Below are 18,225 nucleotides of genomic sequence, written 5' to 3'. Positions count from 1 at the left end.
CCGTCCCGTCCCTTCCCGGCGCGGCGCGCCGCGGCCGGTCCCTCAGCCCCTGGTGGCCGGCTTGGCCGCGAGCTTGCGCAGCGTGGCGAAGGCGCGCAGCGTTTCCCGCAGCGGCCAGGCCGGCGATCCGCCGACGACCTCGCCAGCCGCCACGTCCGACATCACGCCGGACTGGGCGGCGATCTGCGCGCGGTCACCGATGGCGATATGGCCCGTCGTCCCGGCCTGGCCACCCATCTGAACGCCGTCGCCGAGGGTCGTGGAGCCGGAAACACCGACCTGGGACACCAGCACGCAGGCGCGCCCCGTCCTCACGTTGTGGCCGATCTGCACCAGATTGTCGAGGCGCGTGCCCGCCCCGAGCACCGTGTCGCCCTGGCTGCCGCGGTCGATGCAGGCATTGGCGCCCACCTCTACGGCATCGCCCAGCAGCACGCGGCCGAGCTGCGGCATCGTCTCGAACCGCCCTTCCGGCGTCACCGCGAAGCCGAAGCCCTCCTGCCCCACCCGCGCGCCGGGATGCAGCACGACAAGGCGGCCGGCGACGCAATGGCTGAGGCTGGCATGGGCGCCGATCCGGCAGCCCTCCCCCAGCACCACGCCGGCGCCGACCACGGCATGGGGGCCGATCACGCAGCCCGCGCCGATCTCGGCACCGGCCTCCACCACGGCATAGGGGCCGATCTCCACCCCCTCGCCCACCGTGGCGGAGGCATCGACCACGGCGGTCGGATGGATGCCGGGCCTCGGCGCCGGTGCCGGGAACAGCGCGCGCGCCACGCGGCCGAAGCCGAGATAGGGGTTCGCCGTGACGATGGCGGCCACGTCTTCCGGCACGCGCGCCGCGAAATCCTTCGCGATGACCACCGCGGCCGCCTTCGTGCCGGCGAGTTGCGGCAGGTAGCGCCGGTTGTCCAGGAAGCTCACGGCGTCCGGCCCCGCCTCATGCAGCGGACCCACACCAGTGACGCGCTGCGCGGGGTCGCCACCGACCAGCTCGCCCCCCGCCGCGGCTGCGGCCTCGGCGAGGGTCAGCGCGGCCCCCGCCCGGAAGAAGCGGGGATCGGCGGCCATGGGATCAGTTCCGGCGGGCGGGCGGGGCAGCCGGCGGGGTCGCCGGGGCGGCGGGCGCCGCGGCGGCCGGCGGCGGCTCGATCGGCGCCGCGGCTTCCGGCAGCATGGTGACGCTGCGGAGCACGCGGTTCATCTGCGCACTGATCTCATCCGTCAGGTCGAAGCCCGATTCGTTGAAGATTACCAGCGGCCGCGGCAGCACGATGTTCACGCCGCGGGAGGCCGCGACCTGGCGGATCACCGCCCCCAGCGCCTGCTCGATCTGCTGCAGTCCCTGCTGCGCCGCCTGGTCGATGGCGCGCGACCGGTCGCGGAAGATGCGCTGCGCATCGGTGATGCGGTCCTGCAACTCCCGCTCCCGGTTGCGGAGCTGCTCCGGCGCCAGCGTCGCGCGCGCGGCGGCGAGCGACTGCTGCTCCTCCCGCCACCGCGCCTGCTCGCGCTGCAGATCCTCGTTCAGCCGGGCGCGGCGGCGCTCGATCTCCTCCCGCACCTGGTTGAAGGCGGCGGAGAGGCGCTGGACCTCGGGGATGTCGACGATGGCGATCACCGGCGCGGGCGTGCGCTGTCCCGCGGCCGGGGCCGCCGGACGCTGCGCCTGGCCCTGCGGGGGCCGCTGGCCCTGGGCCGGCTGGCCCTGCGGCCGCTGCTGGCCCTGGCCGGGCACGAACCATTCCTGGCCCTGCGCCTGGGCCGCGGCATGGCGCGGCAGGGCCGGCGCCACCGCCAGGGCGATCAGGGAAGCTGAGAGGAGAAGACGCAGACGCATCGATGGATGATCCTGAAACTGCTCAGAAGCGCGTGCCGAAGCCGAAGCGCACAAGCTGCGTCTCGTCATAGGACTTCTTCACCAGCGCCTGGGCGACGTCGATGTTGATGAGGCCGACCGGCGTGCGCCAGGACAGGCCGACACCGGCACCCACGCGGGGGCTGCTGTCATCCGCCACCCCCGTGCCGGTCACCGGCGTGTTGGACAGCGAGCCGATATCCACGAAGGCACGACCCAGCAGCCCGAGTTCGGAAGGCAGCGGCAGCGGGAAGCGGAGTTCCGTGGTCTGCGTCCAGATCAGGCGGCCGCCGAGCGGGTCGCCCGAAGGCACGTCGCGCGGACCTGCGCCCGCGAGCGAGAAGCCGCGCAGATTGTCGCCGCCGAGGAAGAAGCGGTCGATGATGCGCTCCGGCCGTCCGCCCCAGGGCGTCAGCTGGCCGACGCCAGCCTGCAGCGCCAGCACGTAGTCGCTGTCGCCGAAGAAGCGCTCCAGCGGGATGTAGCCGGCCACGTCGCCGCGGAGCCGGACATAGGCGACATCGCCGCCAAGGCCCGCGACATCGGTGCCGACGCGGATGATGTAGCCGCTCTTGGGCTCGATCCGGCTGTCGCGCACGTCATAGGACAGCGTGGTGCCGATCTGGGACAGCAGCGTCTGGCCGCGCTGTTCCAGGATGAAGCGGCTGGCGTCGCTCGTGATGTCGAAGATGTCGCGCTGCACCAGGCTGTAGGCCCAGCTCTGCCGCACCCGCTCGTTGAACTCGTAGCCCGCGCGCAGCGCCATGCCGACCCGCTTCTCGCGGTAGCCCGACGTCTCCGTCAGGTTGCGCGTGACGTAGAACAGGTCGATGCCCGCCGCGAGGTTGCGGTCCAGGAAGGACGGGTCGGTGATCGAGAAGTCGACCTGCGTGCGGCGCTGCGCCAGCATGGTCTGCAGCCGCGCATCGATGCCGGTGCCGAGGAAGTTGCGTTCCCGGACGCCGAAATCGGTCAGGAAGCCTGCATCGGTGGAGAAGCCGCCGCCGAGCGAGACCTCGCCCGTGGCGCGTTCCGTCACCGTCGTCTGCAGCACCGTGCGGTCGGGCGCGGAGCCGGGCTGCGCCGTGATCTCCGCCTGGCCGAAATAGCCGAGGTCGCGGATGCGCTGGCGGGACCGGCGCACCTGCGCGGCGTTGAAGGCATCGCCTTCCGCGATGCGGAACTCGCGGCGGATGACGCGGTCCTGCGTGCGGGCATTGCCCTGGATGTCGATGCGCTCGACATAGGCGCGCGTGCCTTCCGCCACCTCGAAGGTGATGTCCACGCGCCGCGCCTCGCGGTCCCGCACCACGCGCGGGCGAACCTCGACGAAGGGGATGCCGCGGAGGCCGACGGCGTCGGAGAGCGCCTCGACCGAACGCTCCACCGCGTCGCCGTCGTACCAGGCGCCTTCCTCCACCGCGAGTTCGCGGCGCAGGGCCTCGGTATCCACGCCGCGCATGGTGCTGGTGATCTGCACCTGGCCGACGCGGTAGCGCACGCCCTCATCCAGCGTATAGGTCACGAAGAAGCCGCTGCGGTCCGGCGCTAGCTCGGCCGTCGCGGCCGTCACCTGCACATCGGCATAGCCGCTGCGGAGGTAGTAGCGGCGCAGCAGTTCGCGGTCGAAGTTCAGCCGCTCCGGATCGTAGATGTCGGAGGTGGACAGCAGGCGGTACCAGGCCTGTTCCCGCGTCGCCACCACGTCGCGCAGCCGGCTGTCGGAGAAGGCGTTGTTGCCGATGAAGTTGATGCGGCTGACCAGCGCCGCGTCGCCTTCCGTGATCTCGAACACCACGTCCACGCGGTTCTGGTCGAGCTGGATGAGCTTGGGCTCGACGCGCGCGGCGAAGCGGCCCCGGCGGGCGTAGAGGTCGAGGATCCGCTGCCGGTCCGCCTGCGCCTGCTGCGGCGTGAACACGGCGCGCGGGCGCAGCTGCACTTCCGGGCGCAACACGTCATCGCTGACCTTGCTGTTGCCCTCGAAGGCCACGCGATTGACGATCGGGTTCTCCTCGACCTGCACGCGGATGCGGTCGCCGACCCGCGTCACCGTCACGTCGCGGAACAGGCCGGTCGCGAACAGCGTGCGCAGGCTGCGGTCGAGCCGGTCCGCATCGAAGGCGTCGCCGGGCTGCAGCAGCATGTAGGAGCGGATCGTGTCCTGCTCGATGCGCTGGCTGCCCACCACGTCGATGCCGCGGACGATCCCCTGCGCAGGGGCGGCAGCGGGGGCAGGCTGGCGGGGACCGCGAGTCTGGGCCTCGGCCGGCAGCGCGAGCGCGACCGGGACAAGGCAGGTGGCGGCGAGCAACAGGAGCCGGTTGGCGACCAAGGCGCAATTCCCTGGGGGGGGTGGAGGCGGGGCCGGAGACTAGCCGAGCGGACCCGGCGCCGCCACCCCTGCCCGGGAATGGCCGCGCCGGGTTCCGCCCCGGGCCTCATTCGCCCGGGAACAAGGCGGCATGGTGGCAGCGTCGGGCGGCGGGAAACCCGCCGCGCGCCGCCATTTCCTGCCGGTTCAGCCGAACAGGCCCGCCGCCCAGCGGAACAGGCCGAACTGCGACAAATCGTTCCAGGTGGCGAAGACGAAGAGCGTGATCAGCAGCGCGAATCCGGCGCGGTAGCCCATCTCCTGCGCCCGGGGCGGCAGCGGCCGGCCGCGAATCGCCTCCGCCGCGTAGAACATCAGGTGCCCGCCATCCAGCACCGGGATCGGGAAGAGGTTGATCAGCGCCAGGTTCACCGACAGCACCGCCATGAACGACACCAGCGCGGAAACCCCCATCTCCGCCACCTGGCCTGACATCTGCGCGATGCGCAGCGGTCCGCCCAGATCCTCGGCGCCCCGGCCGCCGGCGATCATCTGCCAGACCGCGGCCAGGGTCTGCACCGTGATGTCGGCGGTCTGGGTCACGCCGCCCCAGAGCGCGGTGAAGGGGTCCTGGCGCACGAACTGCGCGGCGCCGGCGCCGACGCCGAGCACGCCCACCGTCCGCTCCCCGTTCTGGCGGGGCTCCGGCACCGCCTGAAGCTGGCGCTCCCGCCCCTCGCGCTCGATCGTCATCGTCACGGGCTGGCCGGCGCGGGGCTGGATGTGGCGCTGGATGTCCTCGAACCGCTCCACGCGCTGGCCATCCAGCGCCAGGATGCGGTCGCCCGGCAGCAGCCCCGCCTGCGCGGCGGCGGAGCTTTCCTGCACGGTCGCGACGGTGGTGGTGGAGGAGGGCTTGCCGACCGTCATGTAGAGGCCGCCGAACATCAGCGCGGCCAGCAGGAAGTTCGCGATCGGTCCGGCCGCCACGACGATGGCGCGGTCACCGACCGGCTTCTCGTGGAAGGTCTGGCCAGGGCGCCAGGAAGCCCGCACTTCCGGGCTCGCATCCTCCGGCGTCTCCTGCCCGTGCAGCTTCACATAGCCGCCGAGCGGCAGCCAGCCGACGCGCCATTCCGTGCCGCGCCTGTCGGTCCAGCCCGCGATGGCGCGGCCGAAGCCCACGGAGAAGCGCTCCACATGGATGCCCCGCCAGCGCGCGGCCAGGTAGTGGCCGAGCTCGTGGAAGAAGACGAGCACGCCCAGCACCACCACGAAGGCGACGATGGTGCGGATGGGTTCAGGCAGGAAATCCAAGGTGCTCTCCACGGGCGCCCCATGGCGCCCCAAGGCTGGCGCGTTTCCCCGCGCCGGGTAGCCGATCGGTGGTCCGCCCGCTCAGGCGAAGGCGGCGCGCTGGCCCGCCCGCTGCGCGGCCGCCCGCCTGGCCTCGGCATCGAGGGCCAGGATGCCATCGACGCCATCGGCGAGGGCCGTCCCGGCCTCAGCGGCCAGGGCGCCGAGCGTCTCCTCGACCACCGCCGCGATGTCGAGGAAGCCGAGGCGCCGTTCCAGGAACAGCCCCACCGCCACCTCGTTCGCGGCGTTCAATATAGTCGGGGCGCCGCCGCCTGCCTGCAAGGCCTCCCGCGCCAGGCGAAGCGCGGGGAAACGGACGGGATCGGGGGCGGAGAATTCCAGCTTGCCGAGCGTGGCAAGGTCGAGCCGCGGCGCGCCGACCGCCATGCGATCCGGCCAGGCCAGCGCATGGGCGATGGGCGTGCGCATGTCGGGGGAGCCCAGCTGCGCCAGGATGGAGCCATCGCTGTACTGCACCAGCCCGTGCACCGCGGATTGCGGGTGAACCAGCACCTCGATCCGCTCCTCCGGCACCGGGAAGAGGCGCGCGGCCTCGATCAGTTCGAGGCCCTTGTTCATCATGGTGGCGCTGTCGACGCTGATCTTGGCGCCCATGGACCAGACGGGATGCGCCACCGCCTGTTCCGGCGTCGCGGTCGCCATCCGCGCCAAATCCCAGTGGCGGAAGGGGCCGCCCGAGGCCGTCAGCACGATCTTCTCGACGCCCTTGGGGTCCTGCCCGGCCAGCGCCTGGAAGATGGCGTTGTGTTCGGAATCGACCGGCAGCAGCGTCGCGCCGCTCTCCCGCGCCGTGCGCAGCACGAGGTCCGCGGCGCAGACCAGGCTTTCCTTGTTGGCCAGCGCCAGCGTCCCGCCGCGGGCCAGCGCCGCGAGCGTCGAGCGCAGCCCGGCCGCGCCGACGATGGCCGCCATGGTCCAGTCGGCCGGCCGCGCCGCCGCCGCCTCCACCGCCGCGGCACCGGCCGCCAGTTCGATGCCCGTGCCGCCCAGCGCCGCCTTCAGCGCGGGCCAGGCAGCCTCATCCGCCACCACGGCCATGCGGGCGCCGAGCCGCCGCGCCTGCTCGGCCAGCACCGTCACGTCCCGGTTCGCGACCAGCGCCTCCACCGTGAAGCGCCCGGGCTCCGCCGCATCCAGCAGCGCGACCGTCGATCGGCCGATGGAGCCGGTGGAGCCCAGGATCGTGATCGATCGCGCCATCAGCCCCAGCCCCAGAGCGGCCGTCCCAGGCCGAGCATGAAGGAGATCACGGAAGCGACCGGCGCCGCCGCCAGCACCCCGTCCAGCCGGTCCAGCAACCCGCCATGGCCGGGGATGAGGGAGGACGTATCCTTCACCTTGAAGTGCCGCTTGATGGCACTCTCCAGCAGGTCCCCGATCATCGAGGCGATGGAAACCGCCGTCACCACCACGGCGATGGACAGCAGGCTGGCCCCCGGCGTGAAGGCCAGCGCGCAGGCCCCGCCCGCGATCAGCGCGGAAGCCAGGCCCCCCACCGCGCCGGACCAGGTCTTGTTGGGGGAGATGGCGGGCGCCAGCTTCGGCCCGCCGAAGGCCCGCCCCGCCAGGTAGGCGCCGATGTCGGAGGCCCAGACCACGAGGAACAGGAACAGGACATTGGCGCGACCGGCCTCGGTATCGTGGCGCAGCTCGATCAGCGCGATGCCGGCGATGCCGATATAGAGCACGCCGATGGCGAGCCGCCCGGCGGGCTGCGTCAGTTCCGTCGCCATCCGCCGCGCGCCCGCCCAGGTGGCGAGCCAGCCCGCCACCAGCACGGCGAGCGCGATGCGGGGATGGTCCTCCACCGCGAAGGCGCCGGCGGCCAGCACGACCAGCGGCACGGCCAGCCCCGGAAAGACCCGCGTGCGGCGGCCGCAGAGATGCACCCATTCCCAGGCCAGCACCGCGACCGCGATGGCCATCAGCGCCGTGAAGGCCTCCGCGCCGAACCAGATGCAGGCCACCGCCGCCGGGCCCAGCACGGCCGCCGAGAGCGCGCGCTTGCGCAGGTCCCGCCACCGCTTGGCGTCGTCGGCCGCCGCCGTGACCGTTGTCATGCCCACGGCCGCTTGCAGCGGCGCGTTGGCATGCCTTTGCAGCCCTCAGGCGCCGGGCGCGCGCTCCGCGCGCTTGGCTCGCCGGACTGCCGGCGGGCCGCATTCGCGGCCTCGGCCGGCTTCGCCGGCCGCAGGTCACTCCGTCGTGCCGTTCGTATCATTCCCCCCGGACCACCCCGTGCTACGCGGCGCGGACGCCGTAGCGCCGCTCCCGCCGCGCAAATTCGCCGATTGCCTCGGCCAGATGCCGTGCCTCGTAATCCGGCCAGAGTACGTCCTGGAAGACGAATTCGGCATAGGCGGACTGCCAGAGCAGGAAGTTCGACAGCCGCTGCTCGCCGGAGGTGCGGATGATGAGGTCCGGATCGGGCATGCCATCGGTGGAGAGCAGCCGGCCGAAGGCGGCCTCGTCCAAGGTCGCGGGATCCAGGCCCTGTTCCAGCGCCCGCTTCGCAGCGGCGACGATCTCCGCCCGTCCACCATAGGACAGGGCCACGTTCAGGTTGAGACGCCGCCCCTCCGCCGTCGCGGCTTCCGCCGCATCGATGGCGCGGACCAGGTCGGGGCCGAAGCGTTCCCGCTCCCCGATGATCCGAAGGCGAATGCCCTCCCGCACCAGCGTCTTCACCTCCGACCGGAGATAGAGCCGCATGAGACCGGTCAGCGCATGCACCTCATCCGCCGGCCGGCGCCAGTTCTCGGAGGAGAAGGCGAAGAGCGTCAGCCAGCCGATTCCCGCCTCGGCCGCGGCCTCGATCGCGCGGCGCGCGGCTTCCGCGCCCGCCTTGTGGCCAAGTGCGCGCGGCAGGCCGCGGGCGGCCGCCCAGCGGCCATTGCCATCCATGATGATGCCGACATGGACCGGCACCGCATCGCCGCCGGCTGTGCCGGGGCTTGCGGCGGCAGGCTTGGCGGCCGCGCTCATCGCCGCACCGTCCCCGTCGCGGCCGGCGCACCTGTGGCTGACATGGCGCTGCGCCTTCCCACCGGAATGCCGTCAGGTCGTGCGGATATCCTTTTCCTTCTCCGCGAGCGTCGTATCGACGGCCTTGATCTGGGCGTCCGTCATCTTCTGGATCTCGTCCGACCAGCGCTTCACGTCATCCTGGCTGGCCTCGGACTTCTTGTCCTTCTCCCAGGCCTTCACCGTCTCCATGCCGTCGCGGCGGACGCTGCGCATGGCGACCTTGGCGGCTTCCGCATACTTGCCGGCGGTCTTCACCAGGTCGTTGCGGCGCTCCTGCGTCAGCGGCGGCAGCGGCACGCGGATCACCTGGCCTTCTGCCATCGGGTTCAGGCCGAGCCCGGAGTCGCGGATCGCGATCTCCACCGCCTTCACCACGGACTTGTCCCAGACCTGCACGGAAAGCAGCCCGGGCCCCGCCACGCCGATATTGGCGAGCTGGGTCAGCGGCTGGTTGGTGCCATAGGCCTCGACGCGGATCGGCTCCAGCAGCGCGGGGCTCGCGCGGCCGGTGCGCAGCCCGGCGAATTCCTTCTTCAGGGTCTCCAGCGCGCCATCCATGCGGCGCTGCAGGTCGCGCTTCAGCGCGGCGAAATCGGCGGCCATGCCTGCCCTTCTCCCTACGGATCGATCACGGTGGTGAACTTGCCGTCGCCCAGCATCACCGCGGTGAAGGCACCGGGTTCGTGGATGTTGAAGACGACGATCGGCAGCTTGTTCTCGCGCGCCAGGCTGATGGCGGCGGCGTCCATCACCTGCAGGTCCCGCGCCAGGACCTCGAGGTAGGTCAGCTGCTCGTAGCGCTCGGCATTCGGGTTCTTGCGCGGGTCGGCGGCGTAGATGCCATCGACCTGCGTGCCCTTCAGCAGCGCGTCGCAGCCCATCTCGGCGGCGCGCAGCGCGGCGGCGGTGTCGGTGGTGAAGAAGGGGTTGCCCGTGCCGGCGGCGAAGATCACCACCCGGCCCTTCTCCATGTGGCGGATGGCGCGGCGGCGGATGAAGGGCTCCGCCAGGCTGGCCATGGAGATGGCGGACTGGACGCGCGTCGGCACGCCCATCTTCTCCAGCCAGTTCTGCATCGCCAGCGCGTTCATCACGGTGGCCAGCATGCCCATGCCATCGGCCTGGGCGCGGTCCATGCCGGCGGAGGCGCCGGCGACGCCGCGGAAGATGTTCCCGCCGCCGATCACCATGCAGACCTGGACGCCCAGGTTCACCACATCGCGCACGTCTTCCGCGATGCGGCGCAGCACGCCGATATCCAGGCCGTAGTCACGGGCGCCCATCAGCGCCTCGCCGGACACCTTGAGCAGGACGCGCTTGTAGATGGGGGGTCTGCTCATGGGCGGCGAAATATCCGGGTAGCGAAGGGGTTGCGCACCATAGGCGGCGCATCATGGCGGCGGCAAGGCGAGCACCCCGCCCACCCCGCCACACCATGCCGAGAGCGCGCCATCGTATACGAAGACGCGCCCGGCATGCTGGCGCCCCCGGGCAGGGGGCGCCGTCGGGCCTCAGCCCTTGGCCGCGGCCGCGACCTCGGCGGCGAAGTCGGTCGCCGCCTTCTCGATGCCTTCGCCCAGCTGGAAGCGGGCGAAGCCCGTCAGCTTGCCGCCGGCCTTCTGCACCACCTGCTTCACGCGGCTCTCGCCGTCATGCACCCAGACCTGCTCCAGCAGCACCACTTCCTCGTAGTACTTGCGGATCCGGCCCTCGATCATCTTCTCGATGATCGCGGCGGGCTTGCCCGAACCGGCGGCCTGCTCCCGCAGCACGTTCTTCTCGCGCTCCAGCGCCGAGCTCTCGACGTTGGAGATGTCGAGCGCCTCCGGACGGGCGGCGGCGACATGCATGCCGATCTGCCGGCCGAGCGTCTCCAGCGCCTGCTGCTCGCTCTCGGCCTCCAGCGCGACCAGCACGCCGATCTTGCCGAGGCCGGGCTTCACGGCGTTGTGGATGTAGGTGGCGACGGTGCCGGACGGCACGCGCAGCACCTTGGCGCGGCGGATCGACATGTTCTCGCCGATCGTGGCGATCAGCTTGACCAGCTCGTCCTGCGTGCTGTGCGTGGTGCCGGGGAAGGTCGCGGCCTTCAGCGCCTCCACGTCGTCGCCGACGGACAGCGCCAGGCTCGCCACCTCGGCGGCGAAGTTCTGGAAGGTCTCGTTGCGTGCCAGGAAGTCCGTCTCGGCATTCACCTCGACCATCGCGGCGACATTGGGGCCGGAGGCGACGGCCACCAGGCCCTCGGAGGCCACGCGGCCGGACTTCTTCGCAGCGGCCGAGAGGCCCTTCTTGCGCAGCCAGTCGATGGCGCCTTCCATGTCGCCGCCCGACTCAACCAGCGCCTTCTTGCAGTCCATCATGCCGGCGCCGGTCTTCTCGCGCAGGTCGCGCACCATCGCCGCGGTGATCTCGGCCATATCGATCGCTCCCGATCCATCGAATCACGGCCGCATCGGGGCTATGCCCGGCGGCCTGGGGTACATCAGCATGCCGGGCGGTTACGGCCCGGCCAGTCAGGAAACGCCCCGGGCCTGGGCCCGGGGCGGATAGGCGTCAGGCGCCCGGCTGCTCGGCAGCGGCCTCGGGCAGCACCTCGGCGGCCACGTCGGGCAGCGCCTCGATCGGCAGGTCCGCCTGCGCGCCGAGATCGGCGCCGGAGGAGCCGAGCTCCGCCGAGATGCCGTCCAGCACCGCGCCGGCGACCATGTCGCAGTAGAGGTGGATGGCGCGGATCGCGTCGTCATTGCCCGGGATCGGGAAGGCGATGCCGGAGGGATCGGCATTGCTGTCCACCACGGCCACGACGGGGATGCCGAGCTTGTTGGCCTCCTCGATCGCCAGCTTCTCCTTCACCGTGTCGATGACGAAGATGATGTCCGGCAGGCCGCCCATGTCCTTGATGCCGCCGAGCGCGCGGTCGAGCTTCTCCTTGTCCCGCGTCAGCATCAGGACTTCCTTCTTGGTGAGGCCCTGGATGTTGCCGCCGAGCTGCTCTTCCATCTGCTTCAGGCGCTTGATGCTGCCCTGGATGGTCTTCCAGTTGGTCAGCATGCCGCCGAGCCAGCGGTGGTTCACGTAGTACTGGCCGCAGCGCGCGGCGCTTTCCGCCACATAGTCCGCCGCCGCCTTCTTGGTGCCGACCAGCAGCACGCGGCCGCCGGCGGCCACCACGTCACGGATGGCGCGCAGCGCGCGGTCCATCATCGGCACGGTCTGCTGCAGGTCCAGGATGTGGACCTGATTGCGGACGCCGAAGATGTACGGCGCCATCTTCGGGTTCCAGCGGCGCGTGTGGTGGCCGAAGTGAACGCCGGCCTCGAGCAGGCCGCGCAGGGTGACGTCGGGCATCGCCATCGGCGAGAATCCTTCCTAGCTTCCAGTGGTCCGGTTTGCCTCCGCGCTGCCGCCCCCGCCCCGTGAACCGAGGGGGTGGGGACCGGACCCTCGCCAGGGCCACCGAAGGGGCCGCTGCCGGAAGGGTGCACCGCGTGCGAATTTGCCGCCCCGGGGATCTCCCCCCGGACCGGCGGGCGCCATATGCCCCAGGCCGCGCCCCCGCGCAAGCACAGGCCCGTGACGGCGACCCTTGGCAAAGGCCCGTCCGGGGCGCCAGACTCAGCCCCGCATGCGCATCCTGGCCATTTCGCCCACCCCCAGCCATCCGCAGGATGCCGGCAACCGCGCCCGCATCCATGCCGTTCTGTCGGGTCTAAAATCCGCCGGCCACGCGATCCATTTCTGCCTGCTGATGCGGGAGAACCCGCCCCCTGCGGCCCTTGCCGCGATGCGGGATGCCTGGGACGAGGTGATCGAGGTCCCGCATGACCGGGCGCAGGAGGCTCGAAGCCTCGACCCGCTGAACGCCATCGACGACTGGATCCTGCCGGAGGCCGAGGCCGCCTTCGCCGCGCTGGCCGCCCGCCAGCCGCGATTCGACCTGGTGCTGGTGAACTACGTCTTCCTCTCCCGCGCCCTCACCTTCTTCGACCACCGCACCATCAAGGTGATCGACGCGCATGACATCTTCGCAGGACGGGCGGAGGCACTGGCGGCGATCGGGCTCGAGAACCGCTTCTTCGCGACCACGCCGGAGGAGGAGTCGGCCGGCCTCGACCGGGCCGACCTCGTGCTCGCGATCCAGGATGAGGAACGGCGTCACTTCACCCTGGTAACGCGCGCCGCCACCGCGACGCTCGGCCACCTGCCCGCCGATCCGCGCCCGCCGCTTCCGCCCGGGGATGGCCTCGCCATCGGCTATCTCGGCAGTTCCAACCCCCTGAACACCCGCGCGCTGCGCCACTTTCTGGCGGCGCTGCCGCCGGCGGAAGCCGCAGCCGCCGGCGGCCGTATCGTGGTGGCAGGCGGCGCCTGCCAGGGCCTGGAGGAAACCCCGGGCCTCACGCTCCTCGGCCCCGTCCCGGACCCCGACACGCTCTATGCGGCGGCCGACCTCGTCGTGAACCCGCATGAGGGCGGCACGGGCCTCAAGATCAAGACGGTGGAGGCGCTGGCGCGGGGCCGGCCGGTGATCGGCACCGCCGCCGCCTTCGCGGGCCTGCCGGCCGAGCATGTGTTCCACGCCGCGCCCGATGCCGCCGCCGTGGCGCGCCTGGCCCGCCGCTGGCTCGCCTCCGCTGGCTTCCGGGAGGAGGTCGCGGAGGCCTCCGCCCGCCTCGCCGACCGCTATGCGCTGGAGGTCGCGGCCGCGCGCCACCGCCTCGCCTCCCCGGCCGGCCTGGCCGCCCTGCTCGACCGGCCGCGCCTGCTGATGATCACGGACGTGCCGTATTGGCGCGGCAGCCTCGGCAACCAGGCCCGGATCGGCGCGGTGGTCGAGGCGGCGCGGGAGCAGTTCGACCTCGACCTCTTCTTCACCGGCGAGTTGCCAGGCGCGGAGCGGGAGGCGGCGCGCCGCGCGCTTGGCCGGCGCGGGCGACTCTTCACGCCGAAGCCGTCCGGAGAGGTCGAGATGCCCTGGGGGCTGACGCCCTTCGAGCGCGCCCGCTTCGACGGCGCGACGCTGGCGGCGCTGGAAGCACACCTCGCCCGCAACCCGCCGCAGGCCGTGATGATCCAGTATCTCCGCCTGTCCTGGATGCGGCTCGCGCGCGGGATGCCGAAGCTGACGGTGCTGGACACGCACGACGTCATGTCGCTCCGCGCCCAGAACTTCCGGCTGTTCGGCCAGGAACACTTCATCCAGATCCCGGTGGCGGAGGAACTGAGGATCCTCGACGGCTTCAGCCAGGTCATGGCGATCCAGGCGGAGGAGGCGCGGTGGCTGGAGGCGCTGCTGCCCGGCCGCATCATCCTCGCGCCCCACGCCCTGCCCGCCCTGCTGCCCGCGCGCGGATCGCCGCAAGGCCACCCGCCCCGCATCGGCTTCATCGGCGGCGACAGCCCGATGAACCGGGACGGGCTGCGCTGGCTGATGGACCAGGTCTGGCCGGCCATCCGGCCGCTGGGCGCCGAGTTGCATGTCGCGGGCGGCGTCTGCACGGAGATGCCGAAGGGCCGCCCTGGCGTCGTGCTGCATGGGGAGGTGCCGGACCAGCAGGCCTTCCTCGATACGCTCGACATCGCGGTGAACCCGGTCTTCTACGGCGGCGGGCTCAAGATCAAGACGGTGGAGTATCTGTGCCGCGGCCTGCCCAGCGTGCTGACGGCGGAAGCGCTGTTCGGCATCCAGGGCGGCGCGGGCACGGCCTATGCGCTGGCGGAGGACCGTGCGCAATTCGCGGGCGGGCTCGCCACCCTGGTGCGGGACGGCGCGGCGCGACGGCGCATGGCGGAGGCCGCCTTCGCCTTCGGGCGCCGCCATTTCGGCCCGCGCGCGCTGGAGCCGGCCATGGCGGGCCTGGCGGGGCTGGCGCGCGGCGTGCCGCGGCTGTCGCCGGTCTCCGTCGCGGTCTGAGCGCCGTGGCGCGGCCCGCCCCCTTGCGCTACCACCGCCGCATGGCGCGTTGCGGATCGATCTCCCCCGGCTTCTGGGCGGCTTCCACCGCGGCGCCCGCGACGCCATGGCGCTGACGCCACCGCGCCACGTCAGGCGCCTGCTGGTGCCGCTGCCGTCCACCCGCTTCGGCGGCACCGAACGGCATACCGCTGAACTCGCGGCCCGGCTGGGCCAGCACGGGGTCGCGGTGACCCTGGCCGCGGAGCCCGCGCTGCTGCCCTTGCTCGCCGCAGCCATGCCGCCGGGCCAGCCAGCGCCCCGGCTGCTGCCGGCGCGCCTCGGCTGGGACGACGCCGTGCCGCCGGCCGTGGCCATCGCGCGCCAGCGGGCGGGGACCGAGGCGCTGCTGGTGGCGGAATCGCCGGATCTGGTCCTGCTGCCCCTGCCCTGGCCCGATGCCGGGCTCGGCGTGATGCGCGCCGTGGCCGGCCGCGGACTGCCGCGGCTGGTGGCGCTACACCTAGCGGCCGAGGGCCCGCCACCCCCCGCCATCGCGACGGAGCTTCCCGCCCTGGATGCGGAGGGCGCCGCCTGGGCCGCAGTCTCCGCGCCCGTGGCACGACGCGCCGCCGCCGCCTTCGGCCTTGCGCCCAGCCGGATCACGGTGATCGACAACCCCGCCCCGCGCGCCGGCACCGAGGGACGCGACGCCGCGCGCGCGGCGCTCCGCACCCGCCTCGGCCTGCGGGACGACCAGCCCCTGCTCATCTTCGTGGGGCGGCTGGAGGAGGCGAAGGGCGCGGATCTGCTGCCGGCGCTGACGGACCGGCTGAACCTGCCGATCGCCGTGCTGGGGGATGGGCTGCTGCTGGGGCACCTGGAAGCCGAGGCGCGCGGCGATCCGCGCGGGCTGCTGCGGCTGATGGGCCAGGTCGCGGACCCCGGGCCCTGGTACCGTGCCGCGGATGCGCTGATCCTGCCCTCGCGGCTTGAAGGCGCGCCGCTGGTGTTCCTGGAAGCCGCCGCGCATCACTGCCCGGTGGTGGCGAGCCCGGCGGCGCTGGAGGGGCTCGGCCCCGACGCGCCGCGCCTGGCGCGCCTGGCGGCCGCCGGCGATGCCGCGGCGCTGGCCGATGCCGCCCGGGCGCTGCTGGCCGATCCCGCCGGCACCGCCGCCATGGTCGCCCGCGCCGCCGCCGAGGCCGCGCGCCGCAGCTGGCCCCGCGCCCTGGGCGCCTGGCTCGGTCAGCTGCGCCTTGCCGCCGCGCTCGCAAGCCCCCATCACGCTCCCCTCGCCTTCCCGGAGACTGCCGCATGACCGCCTTCCTGATCGGCGCCGCGGAACTGGCGGCGCTGGCCGCCGGCACGCCGATGATCGTCGCTACCCCGGGGACCGAGGGCCTGGCCGGCCTGCCCATCACCGTGCTGCGGCCGGTGGAGGGGGTGCTGCGGCAGGGCGACTCCGCCACCGGGCCCGCCGTGCCGCTGCCCCAGGGTCTGCGGCCGCTCGCCCTCGTGGCGCCGGATGCCGCCGGCGCCGCCGCGCTGGCCGCCGGGCTTCCGCATGGGGTGCCGACCCTGCCCGCGAACGGCCTGCTGCCCGCGCTGGTCGCGCGCCTGGTCGCGGCACTGGCCGAGGCGGAGGCTCAGCGCGGCGCCCTGCACCGGCGCATCGCCGCCCAGCCCGTCGCCGCGCCGCGCCGCGTGATCGACCTGCCGCCGGTCCCGAACGGGCCCGTGCCGCCCGCCCGCGCGATGCAGCCGCTCGGGCGCGACGCGGCGGGCATCAGCAGCCTGGCGCTGCATGTCGCGACGCCGGCGAAGGAGGCTGCCTCCCTGCTGAGGGTGAGGCTGGTGGCCGGCGGGCGCATCCTTGGCGGCTGGAGCATCGCCGGGCGCGACCTGGCCGCGGGTTGGCTGGCGCTGGACCTGCCGGAGCCCGCACCCGCCGGCACCGGGGAAGCGCATCTGGAGATCGCGCTGGACGCCGCCGCGGGCGACGGCGTGCGCATCTCCTCCGGCGGCCCGGATGCCGGCGCGCCGCTGGCGCTGCGGGTGGAAACGGCGGAGCCCGGCCATCTGCGGGCGCCGCGGCATTTCGACTGGGCGGCGCGGGACCTGCCCGCGCTGGCGCCCGGGCTGGTGCTGCCCTTGCCGGAGGGCGCCTGGGCGGCGGCCTCGGTCCAGGGCGCGACGGCGGAGCGGGTCGCGGTGGGGAACGAGGCGCCCCGGCTGCTGCTGGCGCTGCCGGCGGGCGCGGAGGCCAGGCTCTCCCTGCCGCCGATGCCCGCCGGGCTGGCGGACCTGGCATTGCTGGAAGCGGCGCTCAGGCTCGGCGACCGGGCGCAGGTCGAGGTCGCGCTGCTGGCCGCGGGCGTGGAGGCGCCGGACCATCCGCGCCACAGCGGCTGGCGCCGCGTGGATGCCGAGGGCGGGCTGCGCGTGGCGCTGCCGCTGCCCGCCGCGCCGTCCGGTTCCATCGCCCTGCGGCTGGCGATCCGCAATGCCGGCCCGGCGGCGAGCCTCGAGATCGGGCGCCTGGCGCTGGCGACGGGCGCGGCCGGGGTGCCACGACGCGATCCGGCGGCCCCCGCGCCGCAGCCCCCCGCCGCGCCAGCGGCCATGCCCCCCGCCGCGCCAGCGGCCATGCCCCCCGCCGCGCCAGCGGCGATGCCCCCCGCCGCGCCAGCGGCGCCGACCGCCACCGTGCCGGCGGCGCCGACCCAAGCAGCGGCGCCCGCGCCAGCGCCAGCCGGGACGCCGCGAGTCGCACTGCCGGCGGCGCCCGTCAGCCCGCCACCGGCGCCCGAGGCGAAGCCGACCCCCGCGCCGGAGGCGCCACGACCCAGCGCGCCGGAGGCGAAGCCGACCCCCACGCCCGAGGCGCCAAGGCCGGCCACGGCGCCCATCCGCATCGCCACCATCCCGCCGGCGCCCGCGCCGGCCTCCCCGTTGCTGGCCCCGACGGCGCCGCCGCTGCCAAGCGGCCCCGCGCCGTCCCGCGTCATGCTGCCGGGCAGTGCGGCGCCGGCGACCCCGCCACCCCCCTTCGGCATGCTGGTGCCGGCGCGGGGCAGCGCCTTCCGCGTCGCGGCGCCGCAGGCGCCCCTGCCCGCCGCGCCGGCGCCCGCCGCACCCGGCATCGCCGCGCCGGTGCCGGTGGCACCGCCGGTTGCCGCCCCCACCGCCGCGCCGCCCTCGGCCCCACTGGCCTTCGCGCAGGACACCCCGACCGCGACGGCCTACCGGGACCTCAAGCTCAACCAGCACCTCGTGAACAAGGAGGGCACCTACCAGCACCTCGACCTCGCCATCACCGGGCTGGTCGCGCCGGCGGGGCTGTGGCGGCAGGTGCGCACCAAGCTGTTCGACCGGCGTGGGACGGTGGGGCTCGAGTTCCGGTCGATGAAGGGCTGGCCGCAGATGTTCGATCGCTGGCCGGGGACGCAGGTGGACAATTTCGGGCCGCTCTGGCGGCTGGAGCACCCCGCGCCCTTCGATGCCCTGGCCATGCTGGCGACGCCGCATGACCGCGCGCTGATCGCCGCGGTGCTGGAGGTGCTGCCGGGCCTCGCCACCCGCGCCGCCGGCACGGCGGGGCTGACGGCGGAGCAGGAGGAGGCCTGGGTGGGGCGTGCGCGCAAGCTGGCGGCGGCGGTGACGGAATCCGGCTGGCGATGAGCGGCCGCGCCGGCAAGTCCCTGAGCAGACAGGAAATACTGCGCTTTTAGCCGTTTATGCCGA

General features: G+C 73.4%; 14 protein-coding genes. 3 read left to right on the top strand and 11 right to left on the bottom strand.

The features are described 5' to 3' along the window. Nucleotides 1-42 precede the first annotated feature (42 nt). The 11 genes from lpxD to rpsB all read right to left on the bottom strand — a co-directional run bounded on the left by lpxD (nt 43) and on the right by rpsB (nt 11,939). A complete protein-coding gene (lpxD, locus tag G3576_RS27340; protein WP_164697662.1) occupies nt 43-1,074 on the bottom strand; it encodes a UDP-3-O-(3-hydroxymyristoyl)glucosamine N-acyltransferase in 1,032 nt (343 codons plus the stop codon). A gap of 4 nt (nt 1,075-1,078) precedes the next feature. Continuing rightward, complete coding sequence (locus G3576_RS27335) at nt 1,079-1,843, bottom strand: OmpH family outer membrane protein (RefSeq protein WP_164697661.1); 765 nt, start codon at nt 1,841-1,843, stop codon at nt 1,079-1,081. 22 nt (nt 1,844-1,865) lie between these two features. Further along, nucleotides 1,866-4,196 (bottom strand): outer membrane protein assembly factor BamA, encoded by a 2,331-nt coding sequence (gene bamA, locus G3576_RS27330; RefSeq protein WP_164697660.1) that lies wholly within the window; start codon nt 4,194-4,196, stop codon nt 1,866-1,868. A gap of 186 nt (nt 4,197-4,382) precedes the next feature. Further along, the gene (gene rseP / locus G3576_RS27325) at nt 4,383-5,483 is read right to left on the bottom strand and encodes an RIP metalloprotease RseP (protein WP_164697677.1); all 1,101 of its coding nucleotides are present in this window, start codon (nt 5,481-5,483) and stop codon (nt 4,383-4,385) included. Nucleotides 5,484-5,573: 90 nt separating this feature from the next. Next, nucleotides 5,574-6,755: a 1-deoxy-D-xylulose-5-phosphate reductoisomerase gene (gene dxr, locus G3576_RS27320; RefSeq protein ID WP_164697659.1), complete on the bottom strand. Its 1,182-nt coding sequence runs from the start codon at nt 6,753-6,755 to the stop codon at nt 5,574-5,576. After that, a complete protein-coding gene (locus G3576_RS27315; protein ID WP_164697658.1) occupies nt 6,755-7,615 on the bottom strand; it encodes a phosphatidate cytidylyltransferase in 861 nt (286 codons plus the stop codon). Before G3576_RS27315 ends, dxr begins: the two co-directional genes overlap by 1 nt. A gap of 181 nt (nt 7,616-7,796) precedes the next feature. Beyond that, complete coding sequence (gene uppS / locus G3576_RS27310) at nt 7,797-8,540, bottom strand: polyprenyl diphosphate synthase (RefSeq protein ID WP_164697657.1); 744 nt, start codon at nt 8,538-8,540, stop codon at nt 7,797-7,799. Nucleotides 8,541-8,612: 72 nt separating this feature from the next. Then, nucleotides 8,613-9,185 (bottom strand): ribosome recycling factor, encoded by a 573-nt coding sequence (frr, locus tag G3576_RS27305; RefSeq protein WP_164697656.1) that lies wholly within the window; start codon nt 9,183-9,185, stop codon nt 8,613-8,615. Between the two features lie 14 nt (nt 9,186-9,199). Continuing rightward, on the bottom strand, nt 9,200-9,922 hold the full coding sequence (pyrH, locus tag G3576_RS27300; protein WP_164697655.1) for a UMP kinase: 723 nt from the start codon (nt 9,920-9,922) through the stop codon (nt 9,200-9,202). A 171-nt stretch (nt 9,923-10,093) separates the two neighbouring features. Beyond that, nucleotides 10,094-11,002: a translation elongation factor Ts gene (tsf, locus tag G3576_RS27295; RefSeq protein WP_164697654.1), complete on the bottom strand. Its 909-nt coding sequence runs from the start codon at nt 11,000-11,002 to the stop codon at nt 10,094-10,096. Nucleotides 11,003-11,138: 136 nt separating this feature from the next. Next, nucleotides 11,139-11,939: a 30S ribosomal protein S2 gene (rpsB, locus tag G3576_RS27290; RefSeq protein ID WP_164697653.1), complete on the bottom strand. Its 801-nt coding sequence runs from the start codon at nt 11,937-11,939 to the stop codon at nt 11,139-11,141. A 271-nt stretch (nt 11,940-12,210) separates the two neighbouring features. Here rpsB and G3576_RS27285 point away from each other — a divergent pair, with 271 nt between their 5' ends. Genes G3576_RS27285 through G3576_RS31345 form a run of 3 tightly spaced genes read left to right on the top strand, consistent with a single transcriptional unit; the run spans nt 12,211 to nt 18,162 of the window. Next, nucleotides 12,211-14,499 (top strand): glycosyltransferase, encoded by a 2,289-nt coding sequence (locus G3576_RS27285; RefSeq protein WP_164697652.1) that lies wholly within the window; start codon nt 12,211-12,213, stop codon nt 14,497-14,499. A gap of 49 nt (nt 14,500-14,548) precedes the next feature. After that, a complete protein-coding gene (locus G3576_RS27280) occupies nt 14,549-15,799 on the top strand; it encodes a glycosyltransferase family 4 protein (protein WP_164697651.1) in 1,251 nt (416 codons plus the stop codon). Beyond that, nucleotides 15,796-18,162 carry a DUF6212 domain-containing protein gene (locus G3576_RS31345; protein WP_207623064.1) on the top strand — a complete coding sequence of 789 codons (2,367 nt, stop codon included), beginning with the start codon at nt 15,796-15,798 and terminating at the stop codon, nt 18,160-18,162. The genes G3576_RS27280 and G3576_RS31345 overlap by 4 nt, the downstream gene beginning before the upstream one ends. Nucleotides 18,163-18,225 lie beyond the last annotated feature (63 nt).

The organism is Falsiroseomonas algicola (genome assembly GCF_011040385.1).
Classification (GTDB): Bacteria; Pseudomonadota; Alphaproteobacteria; order Acetobacterales; family Acetobacteraceae; genus Falsiroseomonas; species Falsiroseomonas algicola.
This window is presented reverse-complemented; position numbering and strand designations above follow the sequence as displayed.

What these genes read in the sequence shown, in the direction of transcription:
- lpxD (WP_164697662.1), bottom strand. Translation starts at nt 1,074, where the DNA reads ATGGCCGCCGATCCCCGCTTCTTCCGGGCGGGGGCCGCGCTGACCCTC.
- G3576_RS27335 (WP_164697661.1), bottom strand. Translation starts at nt 1,843, where the DNA reads ATGCGTCTGCGTCTTCTCCTCTCAGCTTCCCTGATCGCCCTGGCGGTG.
- dxr (WP_164697659.1), bottom strand. Translation starts at nt 6,755, where the DNA reads ATGGCGCGATCGATCACGATCCTGGGCTCCACCGGCTCCATCGGCCGA.
- G3576_RS27315 (WP_164697658.1), bottom strand. Translation starts at nt 7,615, where the DNA reads ATGACAACGGTCACGGCGGCGGCCGACGACGCCAAGCGGTGGCGGGAC.
- uppS (WP_164697657.1), bottom strand. Translation starts at nt 8,540, where the DNA reads ATGAGCGCGGCCGCCAAGCCTGCCGCCGCAAGCCCCGGCACAGCCGGC.
- frr (WP_164697656.1), bottom strand. Translation starts at nt 9,185, where the DNA reads ATGGCCGCCGATTTCGCCGCGCTGAAGCGCGACCTGCAGCGCCGCATG.
- pyrH (WP_164697655.1), bottom strand. Translation starts at nt 9,922, where the DNA reads ATGAGCAGACCCCCCATCTACAAGCGCGTCCTGCTCAAGGTGTCCGGC.
- tsf (WP_164697654.1), bottom strand. Translation starts at nt 11,002, where the DNA reads ATGGCCGAGATCACCGCGGCGATGGTGCGCGACCTGCGCGAGAAGACC.
- rpsB (WP_164697653.1), bottom strand. Translation starts at nt 11,939, where the DNA reads ATGGCGATGCCCGACGTCACCCTGCGCGGCCTGCTCGAGGCCGGCGTT.
- G3576_RS27285 (WP_164697652.1), top strand. Translation starts at nt 12,211, where the DNA reads ATGCGCATCCTGGCCATTTCGCCCACCCCCAGCCATCCGCAGGATGCC.
- G3576_RS31345 (WP_207623064.1), top strand. Translation starts at nt 15,796, where the DNA reads ATGACCGCCTTCCTGATCGGCGCCGCGGAACTGGCGGCGCTGGCCGCC.